This window comes from Algoriphagus sp. NBT04N3 (genome assembly GCF_019443765.1).
Taxonomy (GTDB): domain Bacteria; phylum Bacteroidota; class Bacteroidia; order Cytophagales; family Cyclobacteriaceae; genus Algoriphagus; species Algoriphagus ornithinivorans.
This window is the reverse complement of sequence record NZ_CP048415.1, coordinates 4,734,281-4,750,755: the sequence shown is the minus strand read 5'-3', so window position 1 is coordinate 4,750,755 and position 16,475 is coordinate 4,734,281. Positions and strand designations below refer to the sequence as shown.

Genomic DNA, 16,475 nt, shown 5'->3' with positions numbered 1-16,475 from the left:
CATCATTTAAGGTTTATTGAATTACTTTTTGATATCCAGTTTGGTTCGAAGCTCCTCAATATTCAGAATCTTCGAAATCTCCTCCTGCTCCAATTTTTTGAATCTCGCAAGTTGCACATCAATTTGCTGAGTTAATTCTTTTCTCACTTCTACAGATTGATCAGTTGGAGGATAATCTCCATTTCCAACCACGCTATTTAAATGAGCCAATTTATTATTCAGCCTGATCGGATAGTTTAGAGGATCTTGACCGCTTCTGTTTTTGGTCTGGTACAAGGTCTCTTCTATCTCCTGCATTTGAGCTTTGATTTGCTCCAGGTTGGCTGGCTTATTTTCCATACTATCCAGTTCAGCTCTGTACTGACGAATCAATTTAATAGTCTGATGCGTTTCTGTCAGCTTGCGGTTCACATTCATGAGAAACTCAAACTGTTTTTCCAATCCCCCCTGAGTGGTTTCATATCTAGGATCTGCCAAAACTTTGAATCCTTGCTCCTGTCTTTCCCCATCCAAAGTAACTCTTACCTTATAATCGCCAGGAACAACCTTTGGCCCTCGAAGATTAGCAGCCCACATGATGAGACCATCAAATCCTTCCGCATCTTCTACTCTTAAATTCCAATTGAATTCATTGCTACCAGCTTTCACTTTTAAAGTATCCCCTTGATAGCCTTTGGTTGAGAAAGTCCTGAGAACATTATTCCCATTATCCAAAAACTCAATTTTAAGCTCCTCTTTAGGCTCCTCTTTGATAAAATAATACACCAAAACTCCTCCAGGTCTGTTGGTCCCCATGGTCGGAGACTTCCTTTTCACACCATCTATTCTATAAGAATCCTGAGGTTTAAATAGATGCAACTTTTTATTCTCAATACCTGGCTCTGCCTGATGCAAAACAGTTAGATCATCGATAATCCAGAAAGAACGTCCCTGCGTGGCAGCGATCAAATTATTATCCTTGATGGCCAAATCAGTAATCGGAACGATGGGAAGATTCATCTGCAAGGAATGCCAATTTGCACCATCATCTTTTGAATAATACATCCCAGTCTCGGTACCTGCGTAAAGCATTCCCTTCTTAACAGGATCTGCACGAATTACCCTGGTGAAATGCTCTGCATCTATTCCTTTGGTAATTTTTGTCCAGGTTTTACCATAATCCTTGGTCTTATATAAGTAAGGTTCAAAATTCCCACTTTTATAACCAGTTGCTGCAAAATAAGCCTCACCTGCTTCATATGGACTCGCCTCAATACTATTGATCTGTAACCATTCCGGCATGGCGGAAGGAGTCACATTCACCCAGGTTACCCCATTATCTGTAGTCACATGCACCAATCCATCATCAGAACCAGCCCAGATTACTCCCTTCTTCACAGGAGATTCTGCAGCTGTGAAAATAGTGGCATAATACTCTACAGAAGTATTGTCTTTGGTAATTGGACCACCGGATGAACCTAATTTACTAGCATCATTTCTGGTCAAATCAGGCGAAAACACTTCCCAGCTTTGTCCCTCATTAGTGGATCTATGAAAGCGGTTACTGGTAGTGTAAAGCATATTAGGATCATGCGGGGAGAAGAAAATCGGGAAGTTCCATTGAAATCTATACTTCATGTCTTCCGCTCCATGTCCCATTGGATTATCAGGCCAAACATTGACTGTTCTGCTGATTCCTTTATCATGATCCTCTCTGGTTAAAAGACCTCCATAAGATCCACCATACACAATGTCATTATTCTTGGGGTCCGGAGCGATCCAACCAGACTCCCCGCCTGCGGTAGGCTCCCAGTCATCTTCAGTGATTCCTCCTCTTCCATCTACTCTGTGGCGGATTCTAACAGTTGAATTGTCCTGCTGCGCACCGTAAATTCTGTATGGAAAAGAATTGTCAGTGGTCACTCTGTAGAATTGGGAAGTCGGCTGATTCATATAAGTGGTCCAATTGGCTCCACCATCTTCGGAAACTTGCGCTCCACCGTCATCGGCGATAATCATACGCTGATTGTTATTTGGATCTATCCACAAATCATGATGATCTCCATGAGGTGCATTAGCTCCTTTGAAAGTTTTCCCGCCATCAGTCGATTTGTGATAGCTCACGTTTAGCACATATACTGTTTCCTCATCTTGAGTATCTGCATAAATTCGGGAATAATACCAAGCTCTTTGTCTTAAGCTCCTATCCTCATTGGTTTTGGACCAGGTTTGTCCTGCATCCGTGGAAGTATACACTCCACCGTTATCATTTTCAATGATGGCATAAAGCCTGTTAGAATTCAATGGAGAAACAGTTACCCCCATTATTCCCAAAATCCCTTGAGGAAATCCTTCTTTGGATGTAAGGTCTTCCCAGTTTTTACCCCCATCTGTGGACTTAAACATTTTTGATCCAGGTCCACCGCTTTCCAATGAATAAGGAGTTCGCTTGATCTCCCAGGTTGTTGCATATAGGATATCAGGATTATTGGGGTCTAAAATCAAATCAACAGCACCGGCCACGTCGGAAACAAAAAGAACTTTTTCCCAAGTAGCCCCTCCATTGGTGGTTTTGTAAACACCTCTTGTAGCATCAGGCTTAAATAAATCACCCAAAACCGCAGCATAAACCACATCAGGATTGCTTGGATGAATTCTTAGTCTTGCAATAAACCGGCTTTTATCCAAGCCTGCTCTTTCCCAGCTTTTGCCGGCATCCTTACTTTTCCAGACTCCGTATCCAAAAGACACGTTTCCACGGACTGTTTTTTCTCCTCCTCCTGCATACACTACACTAGTGTCACTTTCAGAAACAGCTACAGCGCCAATAGAGCCACCGAAAAAGCCGTCGGAAACAGACTTCCAGGTATTCCCGGAGTCAACAGTTTTCCAGACACCTCCACCTGTAGATCCGAAATAGTAGGTATGATCAGAGCCTGCTACTCCGGTAACTGCATCGGATCTGCCTCCACGAAAAGGGCCAACGAGCCTCCATTCGAGGGCTTTGTAAACAGAAGGATTAGGTACATTTTGGGCTTGGGAAGAATTTGCCTGAAAAATAAAACAGAGCAAAATTCCCAATAAACCCAATGAAAATCGATTTCTCATAAGGATAATATTTGGTGGTTTCTTGAAGATAAAAAATTAGGATAAGTCTTCGACTCTATTGCTAAAAAATTGATCAGTGGTCGGAATTCTTTTTTGGCTAGAAACAAAAAAACCCTTTCCGAGGAAAGGGTTTTGATTTTCGTTTAGTAGGTATTAAGCCTCAGCTGGCAAAACACTTACGTAAGACTTACCGTCTGCTTTCTTTTTGAAAGTTACAACACCGTCAGAAAGTGCAAACAAGGTATGATCTTTACCTACACCCACGTTGTTTCCAGCGTGATGCTTGGTACCTCTTTGTCTTACAATAATGTTACCGGCGATAACTTGCTCGCCTCCAAATTTCTTCACACCCAATCTTTTGGAATGTGATTCTCTACCGTTTTTGGAACTACCTACACCTTTTTTGTGTGCCATGGTCTGATTCGTTTATGGTTTTCTAATAGAAAACTTAGAGTGTAATATTTTCAATCAATACTTTGGTGAAGTCTTGTCTGTGACCGTTCTTCTTCTTGTAGCCTTTTCTACGCTTCTTTTTGAAGACGATGACTTTATCACCTTTAACATGATCTAGCACCTTGCCAGATACCTTAGCGCCCTTAATTAAAGGTGCACCAACAGACACATTCCCATCAGCTTCTGCTAATAGTACTTGGTCAAATTCCACGGAAGCGCCAGTTTCTGCGTCTAGCTTTGGAGCATAAACAAACTGATCTTTTGTTACTTTGAACTGCTTTCCTGCGATGTTTACAATTGCGTACATGTGTTTCTTTCTAGATTCTTTGTCGAAATCGGAGTGCAAATATAAGGAAGAGTATTTGAAGAAAAAAATGGCTTCATAAAATTATTATGGCCTTAAGAATTACCTATTCAGCAACTTACATCTGCGCCAAAAGTATTTATCAGTAATCCCTTTTTTCAGGAGCTTTAAAAGCCAAGATTTGTATTAACACATTCAGAGCTTCGCAAAGATAAAAAGTAGCAAGAAACAGGGCAAGGAATCGTTGGACTCAAGCAATTTTAAAAGACAGTAATATTATCGGTAGAAAATTCAAACAGCTGCTCATACCTGATTTTCAGCTGTTTATTTCATTTTAAATCGATTGAATAGAATTGAACCTCGGTCAAAAATCACTTGAATTTTGTTAAAAATATTTTTTTCAAAAAAACTGAAAAAAGTTTCAACGCCTCAAAATGCCCATTTCAGCTTATCTTTTACTTTATTTGAATACATATAAAGTATTGTATTTATGATATTTAAATAGTTTTTGACCATTGTTCAAAAAACACCCTAATTCAGTACTTCGGGGGTTTTATTTCTGGATTTTGGTTCACATATTTGTTCAAAGGCTGTTCTAAAAAGGCAGCCTTTTCTATCCCCAGCAACGATTACTGAAGAGCTATTTGTCTGAATTTAACTTATTTAAAACATTATCAAATAAACCAAAGAGAACGATGCAAGCAGAACCAATTTTAGAAGAGAATAAGAATCGCTTTGTTTTATTCCCCATCCAGCACGCAGACATTTGGAAATTTTATAAACAGGCAGAAGCCAGCTTCTGGACGGCTGAGGAGATTGATTTAGGACAAGATATGAGAGACTGGAAAAACCTGAATGATGGGGAGCGCCACTTTATCTCTCACGTATTGGCTTTCTTCGCTGCAAGTGATGGTATAGTAAATGAGAACTTGGCTGAGCACTTTGTCGCAGAGGTTCAATATACAGAAGCTAAATTTTTCTATGGATTTCAAATTGCCATGGAAAATATTCACTCAGAGACCTATAGCTTATTGATCGATACTTACATCAAAGATCCGGTTGAGCGAGACAAATTATTAAACGCCATCGAGCACATTGACTGCGTCAAGAAAAAAGCAGACTGGGCATTGAGATGGATTGATAATGGAAGCTTCCAGGAAAGATTGATTGCTTTCGCAGCTGTAGAAGGAATCTTCTTTTCCGGTTCTTTCTGTTCGATTTTCTGGTTGAAGAAAAGAGGACTAATGCCAGGGCTTACTTTCTCTAATGAATTGATTTCACGGGACGAGGGTCTTCACTGTGACTTTGCTTGTCACCTTTATACTCAACACGTACAAAACCCGCTTCCAAAAGAAACTATCAAAGAAATTATCATGGACGCAGTTGCCATCGAAAAGGAATTTGTGACCGATGCACTTCCGGTAAGATTGATAGGAATGAATGCAGATTTGATGTGTCAATACATCGAATTCGTTGCGGACCGATTATTGATGGAACTAGGATGCGATAAGGTATGGAATAGTACAAATCCATTTGATTTCATGGATATGATCTCCCTTCAGGGTAAAACCAACTTCTTCGAGAAGCGAGTAGGTGATTATCAAAAAGCCGGAGTGATGAAGTCCAATGATGCAACAGAATCAGCACGCTTCTCTTTAGGGGAAGATTTTTAACCAAAACCACTTTACCCAACCATTAACCTCACCTGAACTATGCTAGTAATAAAAAGAGACGGAAGACGCGAATCAGTTCGCTTTGACAAAATCACAGCACGAATAGAGAATCTGTGCTATGAGCTGGATCCTAAATTTATACAGCCTATCGAAGTTGCCAAAAAGGTAATTGATGGTTTGTATGATGGAGTAACTACCTCTGAGCTAGATAATCTAGCCGCAGAAGTTTGCGCTTCATTGACAGTGAAGCATCCGGATTATGCGATACTTGCTGCACGGATTGCCATCTCTAACCTGCATAAAACAACCAGTCAGTCTTTTTCTAATACCATGAAAAGACTTTACACTTATGTCAATCCGATCACAGGTGAGAATGCGGCATTGATTGACCCGGAAGTGTATGGCATTATTAAAAAGAATGCGGCAAAGCTAGATGCGGCGATTGATTACAAAAGAGACTTTGGATACGATTACTTCGGCTATAAAACATTAGAAAGATCCTACTTGATTCGTTTGGATGGCAAAGTAGTAGAGCGTCCACAGCATATGTTGATGCGGGTAGCCGTAGGTATTCATAAAGAAGATTTGGATTCTGTAATAGAAACTTACAATCTCCTTTCTGAAAAATGGTTTACTCATGCGACTCCTACCCTCTTCAACGCAGGTACTCCTAAGCCACAGCTTTCCTCTTGCTTCCTTCTGACTATGAAGGATGACAGTATTGATGGAATTTATGATACATTAAAGCAATGTGCTAAAATCTCACAATCTGCAGGAGGTATCGGTCTTTCTATCCACCATGTAAGAGCTAAAGGTTCTTATATCAAAGGAACCAACGGCGTATCTAACGGAATCGTGCCGATGTTGAGAAACTTCGATATGACCGCACGATACGTGGATCAAGGAGGAGGAAAAAGAAAAGGATCTTTTGCCATCTACCTAGAGCCTTGGCATGCTGATATCAAAGACTTCTTGGAGCTTAAGAGAAACCATGGTAAGGAAGAAATGCGTGCCAGAGACTTGTTCTATGCACTTTGGATTCCAGATCTATTCATGAAGCGAGTAGAACAAAACGAAACTTGGTCTTTGTTCTGTCCTAATGAGTGCCCAGGTCTTTCCGATTGCTATGGAGAAGAATTTGAAAAGCTATACGAAAAGTACGAGCGTGAAGGAAAAGCAAGAGAAACCATCAAAGCTCAGGAATTGTGGTTTGAAGTTTTGGAATCTCAAATCGAAACCGGCACTCCATATATGCTCTACAAAGATGCAGCAAATGGTAAGTCCAATCAGAAAAACTTGGGAACCATCAAGTCATCCAATCTTTGTACAGAGATTATAGAATACACTGCTCCAGATGAGGTTGCTGTTTGTAACCTTGCTTCTTTAGCACTTCCTAAATTCGTAACACAAGGACCTGATGGAAAGCTTTCCTTCGACCATCAGAAATTATATGAAATCACCAAAGTAGCGACTCGTAATCTCAACAAGGTAATCGATGTCAATTACTATCCAGTAGAAGAAGCGAAGCGATCCAACTTCAGACATAGACCAATTGGTTTGGGTGTGCAAGGATTGGCGGATGCTTTCATCATGCTGAGAATGCCTTTTGACTCACCTGAAGCAAAAGGATTGAATGAAGACATCTTCGAAACCATCTATTATGCGGCTGTAGAAACATCCATGGAGTTGGCCAAAGTGCAAGGTACTTATGAAACCTACGAAGGTTCACCAGCATCCAAAGGAGAACTTCAGTTTGATATGTGGGGCGTGACGCCAAAATCCAACAGATGGAACTGGACAGAATTGAAGGAGAAAGTGAAGAAGTATGGTTTGAGAAACTCCCTGCTAGTAGCTCCTATGCCGACTGCCTCCACTTCTCAAATCTTAGGAAATAATGAGTGCTTCGAGCCTTATACTTCCAATATTTACACTAGAAGAACATTATCAGGTGAATTCATTGTAGTGAACAAGCACTTGATGAAAGATCTGATCAAGTTAGGCTTGTGGAATGATAACATGAGAAACCGATTGATCTCCACCAATGGTTCTGTTCAGGATGTACCGGGAATTCCACAGCACATCAAAGATATTTACAAGACTGTTTGGGAAATTTCTCAGAAGGTGATTATCGATATGGCAGCAGATCGAGGAGCTTATATCTGTCAGTCACAAAGTATGAACGTCTTCTTGCAAGACCCGAACTTTGGTAAGCTTACATCCATGCACTTCTACGCTTGGAAGAAGGGATTAAAGACTGGTATGTACTATTTAAGATCTCAGGCGGCAGCTGCAGCGATCAAGTTCACCCTAGATAAGAGCGCCTTAGAGCCCAAAGAAGATAAAGCACAAGTAGAAACCGTAACCAAGTCCACCAAACAAGAGGCTGTACAATGCTCTTTGGACAATCCGGATGACTGCGAAATGTGCGGAAGTTAAATTTTAGAGTTCGTCAATTGGAAAAAGCGTCTGGGAATCTCAGACGCTTTTTTTTGCAAAAGCCTAGTTGACTGTCTCCAACTCAGAAATTAATTGATAATAAAATATTAGATTGACAGCGATTCAATTGATATCAAAAATTTACTTTTCAGAAAAAAACTCAATTAACCACAATATGTTGAATTCGTCTAAAATCCAATCTCAACTTCAAAATCTCAGCACTGATACTCCAGCCCAATTCGGTATCATGACTCCTCAGCATATGGTGGAGCATATGACCATCACAATGAAACTTTCCAGTGGAAGAATCAAACTCCCGGAATTTGAGCCGAATGAAAAGCAGCTAATGCAAAAACAGGCATTGATTTATACTGATATAGAATTTCCCAAAGGAGTCAGAGCACCCAATTCAAATGGGGAATTGCCTGATTTGAGATTTCCGGACTTGGAAACTGCCAAAGAAAAATTAGTACAAAGTGTTCAAGAGTATGAGGAGGCTTTTGAGAACAATCCCAAGTTCAGGTCAATACATCCTCGATTTGGATATCTCACATTCGATGAATGGGAAAAATTTCATCATAAGCATTTCAAACACCATTTTGGCCAATTCGGGATTTGGTAAAACAAAAAGAGGTTAGCGTTTCCACTAACCTCTTTTTGTTTATCTATTTTCAATTAAGCCATTTCCTCTTGATTAGCATATTCCTCCACAGGAATACAGCTACACATCAAGTTTCTATCTCCGTAGGCAGAATCAATTCTTCTGACAGTAGGCCAGAATTTATTGTCTCTTAAATAACCCAAAGGATAAACAGCTTTTTCTCTTGAATAAGGCAGATCCCATTCTCCGATCAATACCATATTGGCAGTATGCGGAGCATTCTTCAATACGTTGTTCTCTTTTTCTGATTCCCCCCTCTCGATTTCTCTGATTTCTTCTCTGATGGAAATCAAGGCATCACAGAATCTATCCAATTCCGCCTTTGTTTCAGACTCTGTTGGCTCAATCATCATGGTACCCGCTACTGGGAAAGAAACCGTAGGAGCGTGGAAACCATAATCCATCAAACGCTTCGCGATATCCTCCACTTCTACTCCAAATTCCTTGAAGCTTCTGCAGTCGATGATCATCTCGTGAGCTGCTCTTCCTTTGGTTCCTGTATAAAGGATAGGATAATGACCGTCTAATCGCTCTTTGATATAGTTGGCGTTTAGAATCGCCATCTTGGTAGCATTAGTAAGTCCATCGCCTCCCATCATCGCAATGTAGGCATAGGAGATAGGCAAGATACTTGCGCTTCCATAAGGAGCTGCTGAGATAGAAGATACTGCCTGAGTACCCCCAGTTTTCACCAAAGGATTTCCTGGAAGGAACGGGGCCAAATGAGCTGCCACACAGATTGGTCCCATGCCAGGTCCACCTCCACCGTGAGGAATACAGAAAGTCTTGTGCAAGTTCAAGTGACAAACATCCGCCCCGATTCTACCCGGAGAAGTCAAACCTACTTGTGCATTCATATTCGCTCCATCCATGTACACTTGACCACCAAATTCATGAATAGTCGCACAGATTTCTTGGATCGCTTCTTCAAATACTCCGTGAGTGGAAGGATAGGTAACCATCAAAGCTGACAAGTCATTTGCATGAGCTGCCGCCTTTTCCTTCAGGTCAGCCAAATCAATATTTCCTTTTTCATCACATTTCACCAAAACTACTTTCATCCCTGCCATTACAGCAGAAGCCGGGTTGGTACCATGAGCTGATGTTGGGATCAAGGCTACATTTCTATGCCCTTCGCCACGGCTTATGTGATACGCACGGATTACCATCAAACCTGCATACTCTCCTTGCGCTCCAGAATTAGGCTGCAAAGAAGTATCGGCAAAACCGGTGATTTCTGTTAACCAAGTTCTCAAATTGGTAAATAACTCCTGATAGCCTAAAGCTTGATCCATTGGAGCAAATGGGTGAATCTGCCCGAATTCCGGCCAAGTTACAGGAATCATTTCTGCAGTTGCATTCAATTTCATGGTACAAGAACCCAAAGAAATCATGGAATGAACCAAAGAAAGATCTTTTGCTTCCAAACGCTTGATATAGCGAAGCATTTCATGCTCTGAATGAAAGCTATTGAATACTGGGTGGGTTAGGTAGGCTGACTTTCTATTCAAAGCTTCTGGTAGTTCCAAGCTCAAGTTGCTTACCAACTCATCCAAGTTTAAGGTATGCTTACCTTCTTCTGTAGCAAAAATATTGACGATGGTTTTAACATCTTCCAGAGTCTTGGTTTCGTCAAAAGAGATGAAGATGGACTCTGACTCGTAACGGAAGTTCATCTTCTCACCCAAAGCCAAGCCTCTTACTCTTTCGCGGGAAACCTCATTCATTTTCACCTCAATGGTGTCGAAGAATGTCTGCTCTCCTACCTGGAGTCCAACTTGCTTCAGAGCCTGAGCAGTTAATTTTGCAAAGCCATGCGTTCTCAAGGCAATATCCTTCAATCCCTTAGGGCCATGATATACTGCATAGAAGGAGGACATCACCGCCAATAGTACCTGTGCGGTACAAATATTGGAAGTTGCTTTCTCTCTTTTTATATGTTGCTCTCTGGTTTGGAGCGCCATTCTATAGGCTTTATTTCCAGCTCTATCGATGGAAACACCGATGATTCTACCCGGAATTTGTCTTTTGAACTCTTCCTTAGTGGCGAAAAATCCTGCATGAGGACCTCCATAACCCATAGGTACTCCAAATCGCTGGGCGGAACCTACGACAACATCAGCTCCCATTTCTCCCGGAGGTGTCAGTAAAGTCAAGGCCAGTAAGTCTGATGCAAAAGCAGTCAATACTTTATTTTCTTTTGCAGCAGCCACTATCGCTGAATAATCTCTCACAGCACCATCAGCGTCCGGATATTGGAACAAAATCCCGTATAATTCCGGATCCGTCACATCCATTTGCTCGATAGACCCAAATACCAATTCAATCCCTACAGGTTCTGCTCTAGTTTCCAAAAGCGCCTTGGTCTGAGGGAAAATTTTCTCGTCTACAAAGAATTTATTCGCATTCTTCTTTTCTCTCGGCTTCACAGAATGAAGCATAGTCATCGCCTCAGCTGCAGCTGTACCTTCATCCAATAAGGAAGCATTTGCCAATTCCATTCCGGTCAATTCGCTGACTACTGTTTGGAAATTGATAAGCGCTTCTAATCTACCTTGAGCAATCTCGGCCTGGTAAGGAGTGTAAGCAGTGTACCATCCCGGATTTTCTAGGACATTTCTCAAAACCACTCCAGGAACAATGGTATCATAATAGCCCATTCCGATGAAGGATTTGAAAACTTTGTTTTTGGAGGCGAGTTTTTTGAAGTCTCTCAAAAACTCGGATTCCAGCTTAGCTTTGGGAAGATCCAATGGTCTCTCCAATTGAATGGATTCTGGAACAGTTTGGTTGATTAATTCCTCCAGGGAAGAGGCTCCGATTTTATCCAACATCTCTGCGATCTCTGCCTCGGTCGGGCCATTGTGTCTGCTCTCAAACTTGACAGCATTAGAAAGGTTAATCTTCATACGAATTGAATGGAAGCTGTAATGAATATTTGGGTTAGAAATACTTTGTCTTTCTGGCGGCAAAGGTAATATTTATCAACAGATAATCTTCTCTAAACCAGTAGAAATTCACCCTCTCAACACTCCTTTCCTGTAAACAGTTTGTGGGAGGCTCAAATTTTTGTATAGCTTAGGGGCCTAAATAAAACTTTATCAAAAAATTCGAGCATGATCCGTGCTTAATATTCAATCATGCAAGAGGAATCGAAGCTTTAAAGCGACGGTTTTTTTGAATTAAAATCAAATTAAAAACTATATGAACAAACGATTTGCGTTGACTGGAGCGCTTGCCTTGGGTTTGAGTCTGGGAGCAATTGCACAAAATCCAGTGCAGGTGAAATATGCCAATACAATTACGGCAGAAGACTTGAAAGAATATCTGACCTTTTTGGCATCCGATGAGATGAAAGGTAGAGATACCGGTTCTCCGGAAGGATTGATTGCCGCTAACTATTTGGCGGATTTTTACAAAAGTTTGGGATTAACAGGACCAGTAGATGGCAGCTATTTTCAGGCAGTTCCTTTGGTAAGCAGCAAGTTTGACAAAGTGACATTGCAGGTAGGCAAGTCAAAACTGGTTGAAAACGAGGACTTCGTTTTCGTTGGTGATGCCAATATGAAGAAAGCCTCCAAAACTGAATTGGTATTTTTAGGCCTTGTTAATGATGAAAATTTGGCCAAAGTAGATGTAAAAGGCAAGCTCGTTGGAATTTGGGCTGTGGGTGAACGCAGTAATAATTTGCTGAATGCAGTGATGGACGCAGGAGCAGCAGGTGCTGTAATTGTAACCATGGAAGGTCAGGCAAATTTTGACAGAATTGCAAACAGATATAAATCACTAGCAGGTCGCGGAAGAGTAGGGTTTGATCAAGCCACCAACCAAAGACCGGTATTCATGGTCAGCTCAGAAAAAATGGGTGAGCTATTTGGTACCCCGGTGGATGTTTTGAAAGAAGCTGCCAAGTCAAATCCTTCCAGCATCAAATCTCAAAAAGCGTCTTATCAGGTAGTGAAAGATAAAACTCCTTTGGAAGCTTATAATGTATTGGGCTTTTTAGAAGGTACCGACAAAAAAGAAGAAGTATTGGTTATCTCCTCTCATTATGATCACGTAGGTGTAAGCTCTACCGGCGAGGTTTTCAATGGTGCAGATGATGATGGTTCAGGTACTGTATCTGTGATGGAAATTGCTGAAGCATTTGCCACAGCAGCCAAAGAAGGTCACAGACCAAGAAGATCAATCTTATTTTTGAATGTAACCGGTGAGGAAAAAGGATTATTAGGCTCTCAACATTATTCTGAGAATCCTATTTTCCCAATTGCAAACACCGTGAATAATATCAATATCGATATGGTAGGACGTATTGATTATGAATATCAAAATGCTGAAAACAAGGACTATGTCTATGTAATTGGCTCAGAGATGCTTTCTACCGATTTGAAAAAAATCAACGAGTATAATAATATCACCTACACCGATTTGATTTTGGATTATCGTTATGATGCGGAAGATGATCCTAATAGATTTTATTACAGATCAGATCATTACAACTTTGCAAAGTTTGATATCCCGGTGATCTTCTTCTTCAATGGAGTTCACGATGATTACCATCAGGTAACCGATACAGTGGATAAGATTGAATTCCCATTGATGGAGAAAAGAGCCCATTTGATTTTCCACACAGCTTGGGATCTAGCAAATAGAGAAAACAGAACCCGGGTTGACGGGACAAACACTAGAACGGATAGATAAAAAAATAGCCCTGAAAATTTTCAGGGCTATTTTTTTAATTCTTCCTATTCTTCGTTTTCAATTGGTTCCTATTCTTTTTCTTACCGGATTTCTTGGCCTTTACTTTTTCCCCTTTGCCAATATTCTTTTTGGGTTTGGCCTTTTTTTCATGAAAAGCTCCCTTATAATCCGGATTGTCTCTTTGCTTCAGCTTGTCTAACTCACGCGCATAAATCTGATTCTCCGCAAATGGAGTTTCTGTAATAGTGACAGGCTTGGGAATTGCATATTCAGGCACTTCCATACGAATCAGCTCTTCGATTTTCTCAAAATGCCAAGCTTCCGCAGGATTAATAAATGTGATGGCCTTTCCTTCCTTCTCTGCTCTGCCGGTTCTACCTATTCTATGCACATAATCTTCATAGATCAGCGGCACATCAAAATTGATTACGTGAGAAACCATCGTCACATCCAAACCACGGGAAGCCACGTCAGTCGCAACCAAAATCCGCACATTTCCGGATTTAAACTCATCCATGGAGTTTATTCTGGTATTTTGACCCTTATTAGCATGGATTACCCGGATTTCACCAAACTCATTCTTATTTAGAAAATTATAAACCTCCTCGGCATTTTTTCTGCTTCGGGTGAAGATAATTGCCCGCTTCACAGATTCACTGTCTAGCAAATATTCCAAGAGGTAGATTTTAGTCCGAATATTTGGTACATAATATTTGACTTGACCAATCGTCTCAGCAGTAGTTGCGGAAGGCGTAATTTCCACTCTTTCCGGAAATTCTAAAAATTCAGCAGCCAAGCGATCTACTCGGGGCGCAAAGGTGGCTGAAAAGAGTAAATTTTGTCTTTTGACAGGAATCACTTCCAAAATAGACCTAATCTGAGGCATAAACCCCATATCCATCATCTTATCTGCCTCATCCAGCACCATGGTTTTAAGCTCCTTGGTGATCATCACTCCTTTTTTGTATAAATCCAAAAATCTCCCAGGAGTAGAAATCACGATATCCACACCTGCCTGGATTTGCTCAATTTGAGTTTTTGGACCAATACCTCCGTATAAACTCACGATTCGTAAATCAGTGTAAGTAGCCAATTGATGGCAAACTTCCTCGATCTGCATGACCAGCTCACGGGTAGGTGCCAGAATCAGGGCTCTCGGAAGATTCCCTTGGGCATATTTGACCTTCATCAGGATAGGTAAGACATAGGCTGCCGTTTTTCCTGTTCCGGTTTGTGCAATTCCCAACACATCATGGCCAGCCAAAGCCAAAGGAATTGCTTTTTCCTGAATAGCCGTTGGAGAAGTGTAGCCAGCTTCGGCCACTGCATTTAGCAATTGCTTATTCAGCTTAAATGCATCAAATCCTACTGCCTCATTGCTCATGATTCCTTATTTTTGGGAAAACTTAAAAGATTGAAGATGAAAAGTATTCTGATCACCGATGCAAATATAGTCAATGAGGGCCGGATCTTTCGGGGAGATATTTTAATCCAGAAAGGAAGGATCGCCAAAATCGGCGAAAAACTGACTCATGAACAAGTAGACCAACATATTGATGCAAATGGAAAATACCTCTTCCCCGGGGTGATTGATGATCAGGTACACTTCAGAGAACCGGGGTTGACACACAAAGGTGAAATTTATACTGAAGCAAAGGCTGGAGTAGCAGGAGGCACCACCTCTTATATGGAAATGCCCAATACTGTTCCTCAGGCTGTAACTATTCCCCTTCTCGAGGAAAAATATGCTAGAGCCAAAGAAGTGTCATTGGCCAATTATTCATTCTTTTTCGGAGGAACCAATAACAATTTGGAGGAAATCCTGAAGCTTGATTTGAAGAATGTCTGCGGCTTAAAGGTTTTCCAAGGATCTTCTACCGGAAACATGGTCGTCGACAATATTGAGTCTTTGGAAGGGATTTTCAGAGAGTATAAAGGTCTTCTGGCTATCCACTCTGAAAATGACCACATCATCGCTGCCAATATGGCGGAGTACAAAGCCAAATATGGAGAAGATATTCCTATTCAAGCACATCCAAAAATCCGTTCTGAGGAAGCTTGTTACGATGCCTCTAGCAGAGCAGTTGCTATGGCTAAGAAGTTTGGAACACGACTTCATATTCTCCATATCAGTACTGCCAAGGAATTGAGCCTATTTGACAACAGTATTCCATTGGAAGAAAAAAAGATCACAGCAGAAGCATGCATCCATCATATGTGGTTTTCGGAAAAAGATTACGACACAAAGGGCACCTTGATCAAATGGAACCCTGCTGTAAAAACAGCCAATGATAGAGATCAGATTTTCCAAGCGATATTGGATGATAGAATAGATGTAATTGCCACAGATCATGCTCCTCATACATTGGAGGAAAAAGATCAGGTTTACACTAAAGCTCCTTCTGGAGGACCATTGATTCAACACAGCTTGGTAGCCATGTTGGATTTTTATCATCAGGGAAAAATCAGCTTGGAAAAGCTCGCTGACAAAATGAGTCACAAAGTAGCCCAACTATTCAGAATCGAGGAAAGAGGATTTATTCGGGAAGGGTATTTTGCGGATTTAGTCTTGGTTGATCTCAATGCTCCATGGACAGTCAGCAAAGAAAATATCCTGGCAAAGTGTGGCTGGTCTCCTTTTGAAGGACATACATTTCAGTCACAGGTGACGCATACGATCGTTTCTGGACATTTGGCGTATGCAAACGGACAGTTTGACGAAAGTAAAAAAGGAGAGCGGCTAACTTTTTCAACAAATATTTAGGACCATCCTTGCGCTGATTAAAGCGAATACTTACCTTTGCCAACCGATTGAGAAATGAGTTCTCAATCCAAAACAAATGGTGATTGTAGCTCAGCTGGTTAGAGCGCTGGTTTGTGGCACCAGAGGTCGCCGGTTCGAACCCGGTCTTTCACCCATAACCCCTCCTAGTGAGGGGTTTTTGCTTTAAATAGGGTGCATTTGGCACAACATTTGACAAATTCAGACCAAACTAAACCAACTTGAGATGTTTACTTTGTTCAAATCCTCACCAAAATTCCCTGTGGTAAAGCCTGTGAATATTCATCAGGTGAGAAGCTACATGGTAAAGTTTGAGGAGTCCTTGCGCAACTTTGAAGAGATTCAAAAAGAGGCAGTTCACTCCTAATTGAAAAAATC

General features: G+C 41.1%; 11 protein-coding genes and 1 tRNA gene. 7 read left to right on the top strand and 5 right to left on the bottom strand.

From position 1 onward, the window contains the following. Positions 1–21 precede the first annotated feature (21 nt). The 3 genes from GYM62_RS20665 to rplU all read right to left on the bottom strand — a co-directional run bounded on the left by GYM62_RS20665 (position 22) and on the right by rplU (position 3,847). Positions 22–3,087: a glycosyl hydrolase gene (locus GYM62_RS20665; RefSeq protein ID WP_219957807.1), complete on the bottom strand. Its 3,066-nt coding sequence runs from the start codon at positions 3,085–3,087 to the stop codon at positions 22–24. Positions 3,088–3,240: 153 nt separating this feature from the next. Continuing rightward, complete coding sequence (gene rpmA, locus GYM62_RS20660) at positions 3,241–3,501, bottom strand: 50S ribosomal protein L27 (RefSeq protein WP_091655457.1); 261 nt, start codon at positions 3,499–3,501, stop codon at positions 3,241–3,243. Positions 3,502–3,535: 34 nt separating this feature from the next. Further along, positions 3,536–3,847 carry a 50S ribosomal protein L21 gene (gene rplU / locus GYM62_RS20655; RefSeq protein WP_091655458.1) on the bottom strand — a complete coding sequence of 104 codons (312 nt, stop codon included), beginning with the start codon at positions 3,845–3,847 and terminating at the stop codon, positions 3,536–3,538. Between the two features lie 692 nt (positions 3,848–4,539). On the opposite strand from rplU, the gene GYM62_RS20650 reads away from it, so the two are divergent. The 3 genes from GYM62_RS20650 to GYM62_RS20640 all read left to right on the top strand — a co-directional run bounded on the left by GYM62_RS20650 (position 4,540) and on the right by GYM62_RS20640 (position 8,575). Beyond that, positions 4,540–5,517 (top strand): ribonucleoside-diphosphate reductase small subunit, encoded by a 978-nt coding sequence (locus tag GYM62_RS20650; RefSeq protein WP_219957806.1) that lies wholly within the window; start codon positions 4,540–4,542, stop codon positions 5,515–5,517. A gap of 39 nt (positions 5,518–5,556) precedes the next feature. Next, positions 5,557–7,953, top strand: coding sequence for a ribonucleoside-diphosphate reductase subunit alpha (locus GYM62_RS20645; RefSeq protein ID WP_219957805.1), 2,397 nt, complete (start codon positions 5,557–5,559; stop codon positions 7,951–7,953). Positions 7,954–8,128: 175 nt separating this feature from the next. After that, positions 8,129–8,575: a hypothetical protein gene (locus tag GYM62_RS20640; RefSeq protein ID WP_091655462.1), complete on the top strand. Its 447-nt coding sequence runs from the start codon at positions 8,129–8,131 to the stop codon at positions 8,573–8,575. 53 nt (positions 8,576–8,628) lie between these two features. Here GYM62_RS20640 and gcvP read toward each other — a convergent pair whose 3' ends face one another. Further along, positions 8,629–11,523: an aminomethyl-transferring glycine dehydrogenase gene (gene gcvP, locus GYM62_RS20635; protein WP_219957804.1), complete on the bottom strand. Its 2,895-nt coding sequence runs from the start codon at positions 11,521–11,523 to the stop codon at positions 8,629–8,631. Between the two features lie 295 nt (positions 11,524–11,818). On the opposite strand from gcvP, the gene GYM62_RS20630 reads away from it, so the two are divergent. Further along, positions 11,819–13,315 (top strand): M28 family peptidase, encoded by a 1,497-nt coding sequence (locus tag GYM62_RS20630; protein WP_219957803.1) that lies wholly within the window; start codon positions 11,819–11,821, stop codon positions 13,313–13,315. A gap of 34 nt (positions 13,316–13,349) precedes the next feature. Here GYM62_RS20630 and GYM62_RS20625 read toward each other — a convergent pair whose 3' ends face one another. Then, complete coding sequence (locus GYM62_RS20625) at positions 13,350–14,699, bottom strand: DEAD/DEAH box helicase (RefSeq protein WP_219957802.1); 1,350 nt, start codon at positions 14,697–14,699, stop codon at positions 13,350–13,352. A 36-nt stretch (positions 14,700–14,735) separates the two neighbouring features. Between GYM62_RS20625 and GYM62_RS20620 the strand changes: the two genes are divergently transcribed. From GYM62_RS20620 to GYM62_RS20610, 3 genes are all read left to right on the top strand, one after another. Beyond that, complete coding sequence (locus GYM62_RS20620) at positions 14,736–16,079, top strand: dihydroorotase (RefSeq protein ID WP_219957801.1); 1,344 nt, start codon at positions 14,736–14,738, stop codon at positions 16,077–16,079. A gap of 78 nt (positions 16,080–16,157) precedes the next feature. After that, a tRNA-His gene (locus GYM62_RS20615) sits at positions 16,158–16,233 on the top strand. Between the two features lie 90 nt (positions 16,234–16,323). Continuing rightward, entirely contained in the window at positions 16,324–16,464 is a 141-nt protein-coding gene (locus tag GYM62_RS20610; protein WP_175557941.1) for a hypothetical protein, read from the top strand. Positions 16,465–16,475 lie beyond the last annotated feature (11 nt).

Coding starts and splice junctions, on each gene's coding strand:
- GYM62_RS20645 (WP_219957805.1), top strand. CDS start 5,557: ATGCTAGTAATAAAAAGAGACGGAAGACGCGAATCAGTTCGCTTTGAC.
- rpmA (WP_091655457.1), bottom strand. CDS start 3,501: ATGGCACACAAAAAAGGTGTAGGTAGTTCCAAAAACGGTAGAGAATCA.
- GYM62_RS20625 (WP_219957802.1), bottom strand. CDS start 14,699: ATGAGCAATGAGGCAGTAGGATTTGATGCATTTAAGCTGAATAAGCAA.
- GYM62_RS20650 (WP_219957806.1), top strand. CDS start 4,540: ATGCAAGCAGAACCAATTTTAGAAGAGAATAAGAATCGCTTTGTTTTA.
- GYM62_RS20620 (WP_219957801.1), top strand. CDS start 14,736: ATGAAAAGTATTCTGATCACCGATGCAAATATAGTCAATGAGGGCCGG.
- GYM62_RS20665 (WP_219957807.1), bottom strand. CDS start 3,087: ATGAGAAATCGATTTTCATTGGGTTTATTGGGAATTTTGCTCTGTTTT.
- GYM62_RS20630 (WP_219957803.1), top strand. CDS start 11,819: ATGAACAAACGATTTGCGTTGACTGGAGCGCTTGCCTTGGGTTTGAGT.
- rplU (WP_091655458.1), bottom strand. CDS start 3,847: ATGTACGCAATTGTAAACATCGCAGGAAAGCAGTTCAAAGTAACAAAA.
- GYM62_RS20610 (WP_175557941.1), top strand. CDS start 16,324: ATGTTTACTTTGTTCAAATCCTCACCAAAATTCCCTGTGGTAAAGCCT.
- GYM62_RS20640 (WP_091655462.1), top strand. CDS start 8,129: ATGTTGAATTCGTCTAAAATCCAATCTCAACTTCAAAATCTCAGCACT.
- gcvP (WP_219957804.1), bottom strand. CDS start 11,523: ATGAAGATTAACCTTTCTAATGCTGTCAAGTTTGAGAGCAGACACAAT.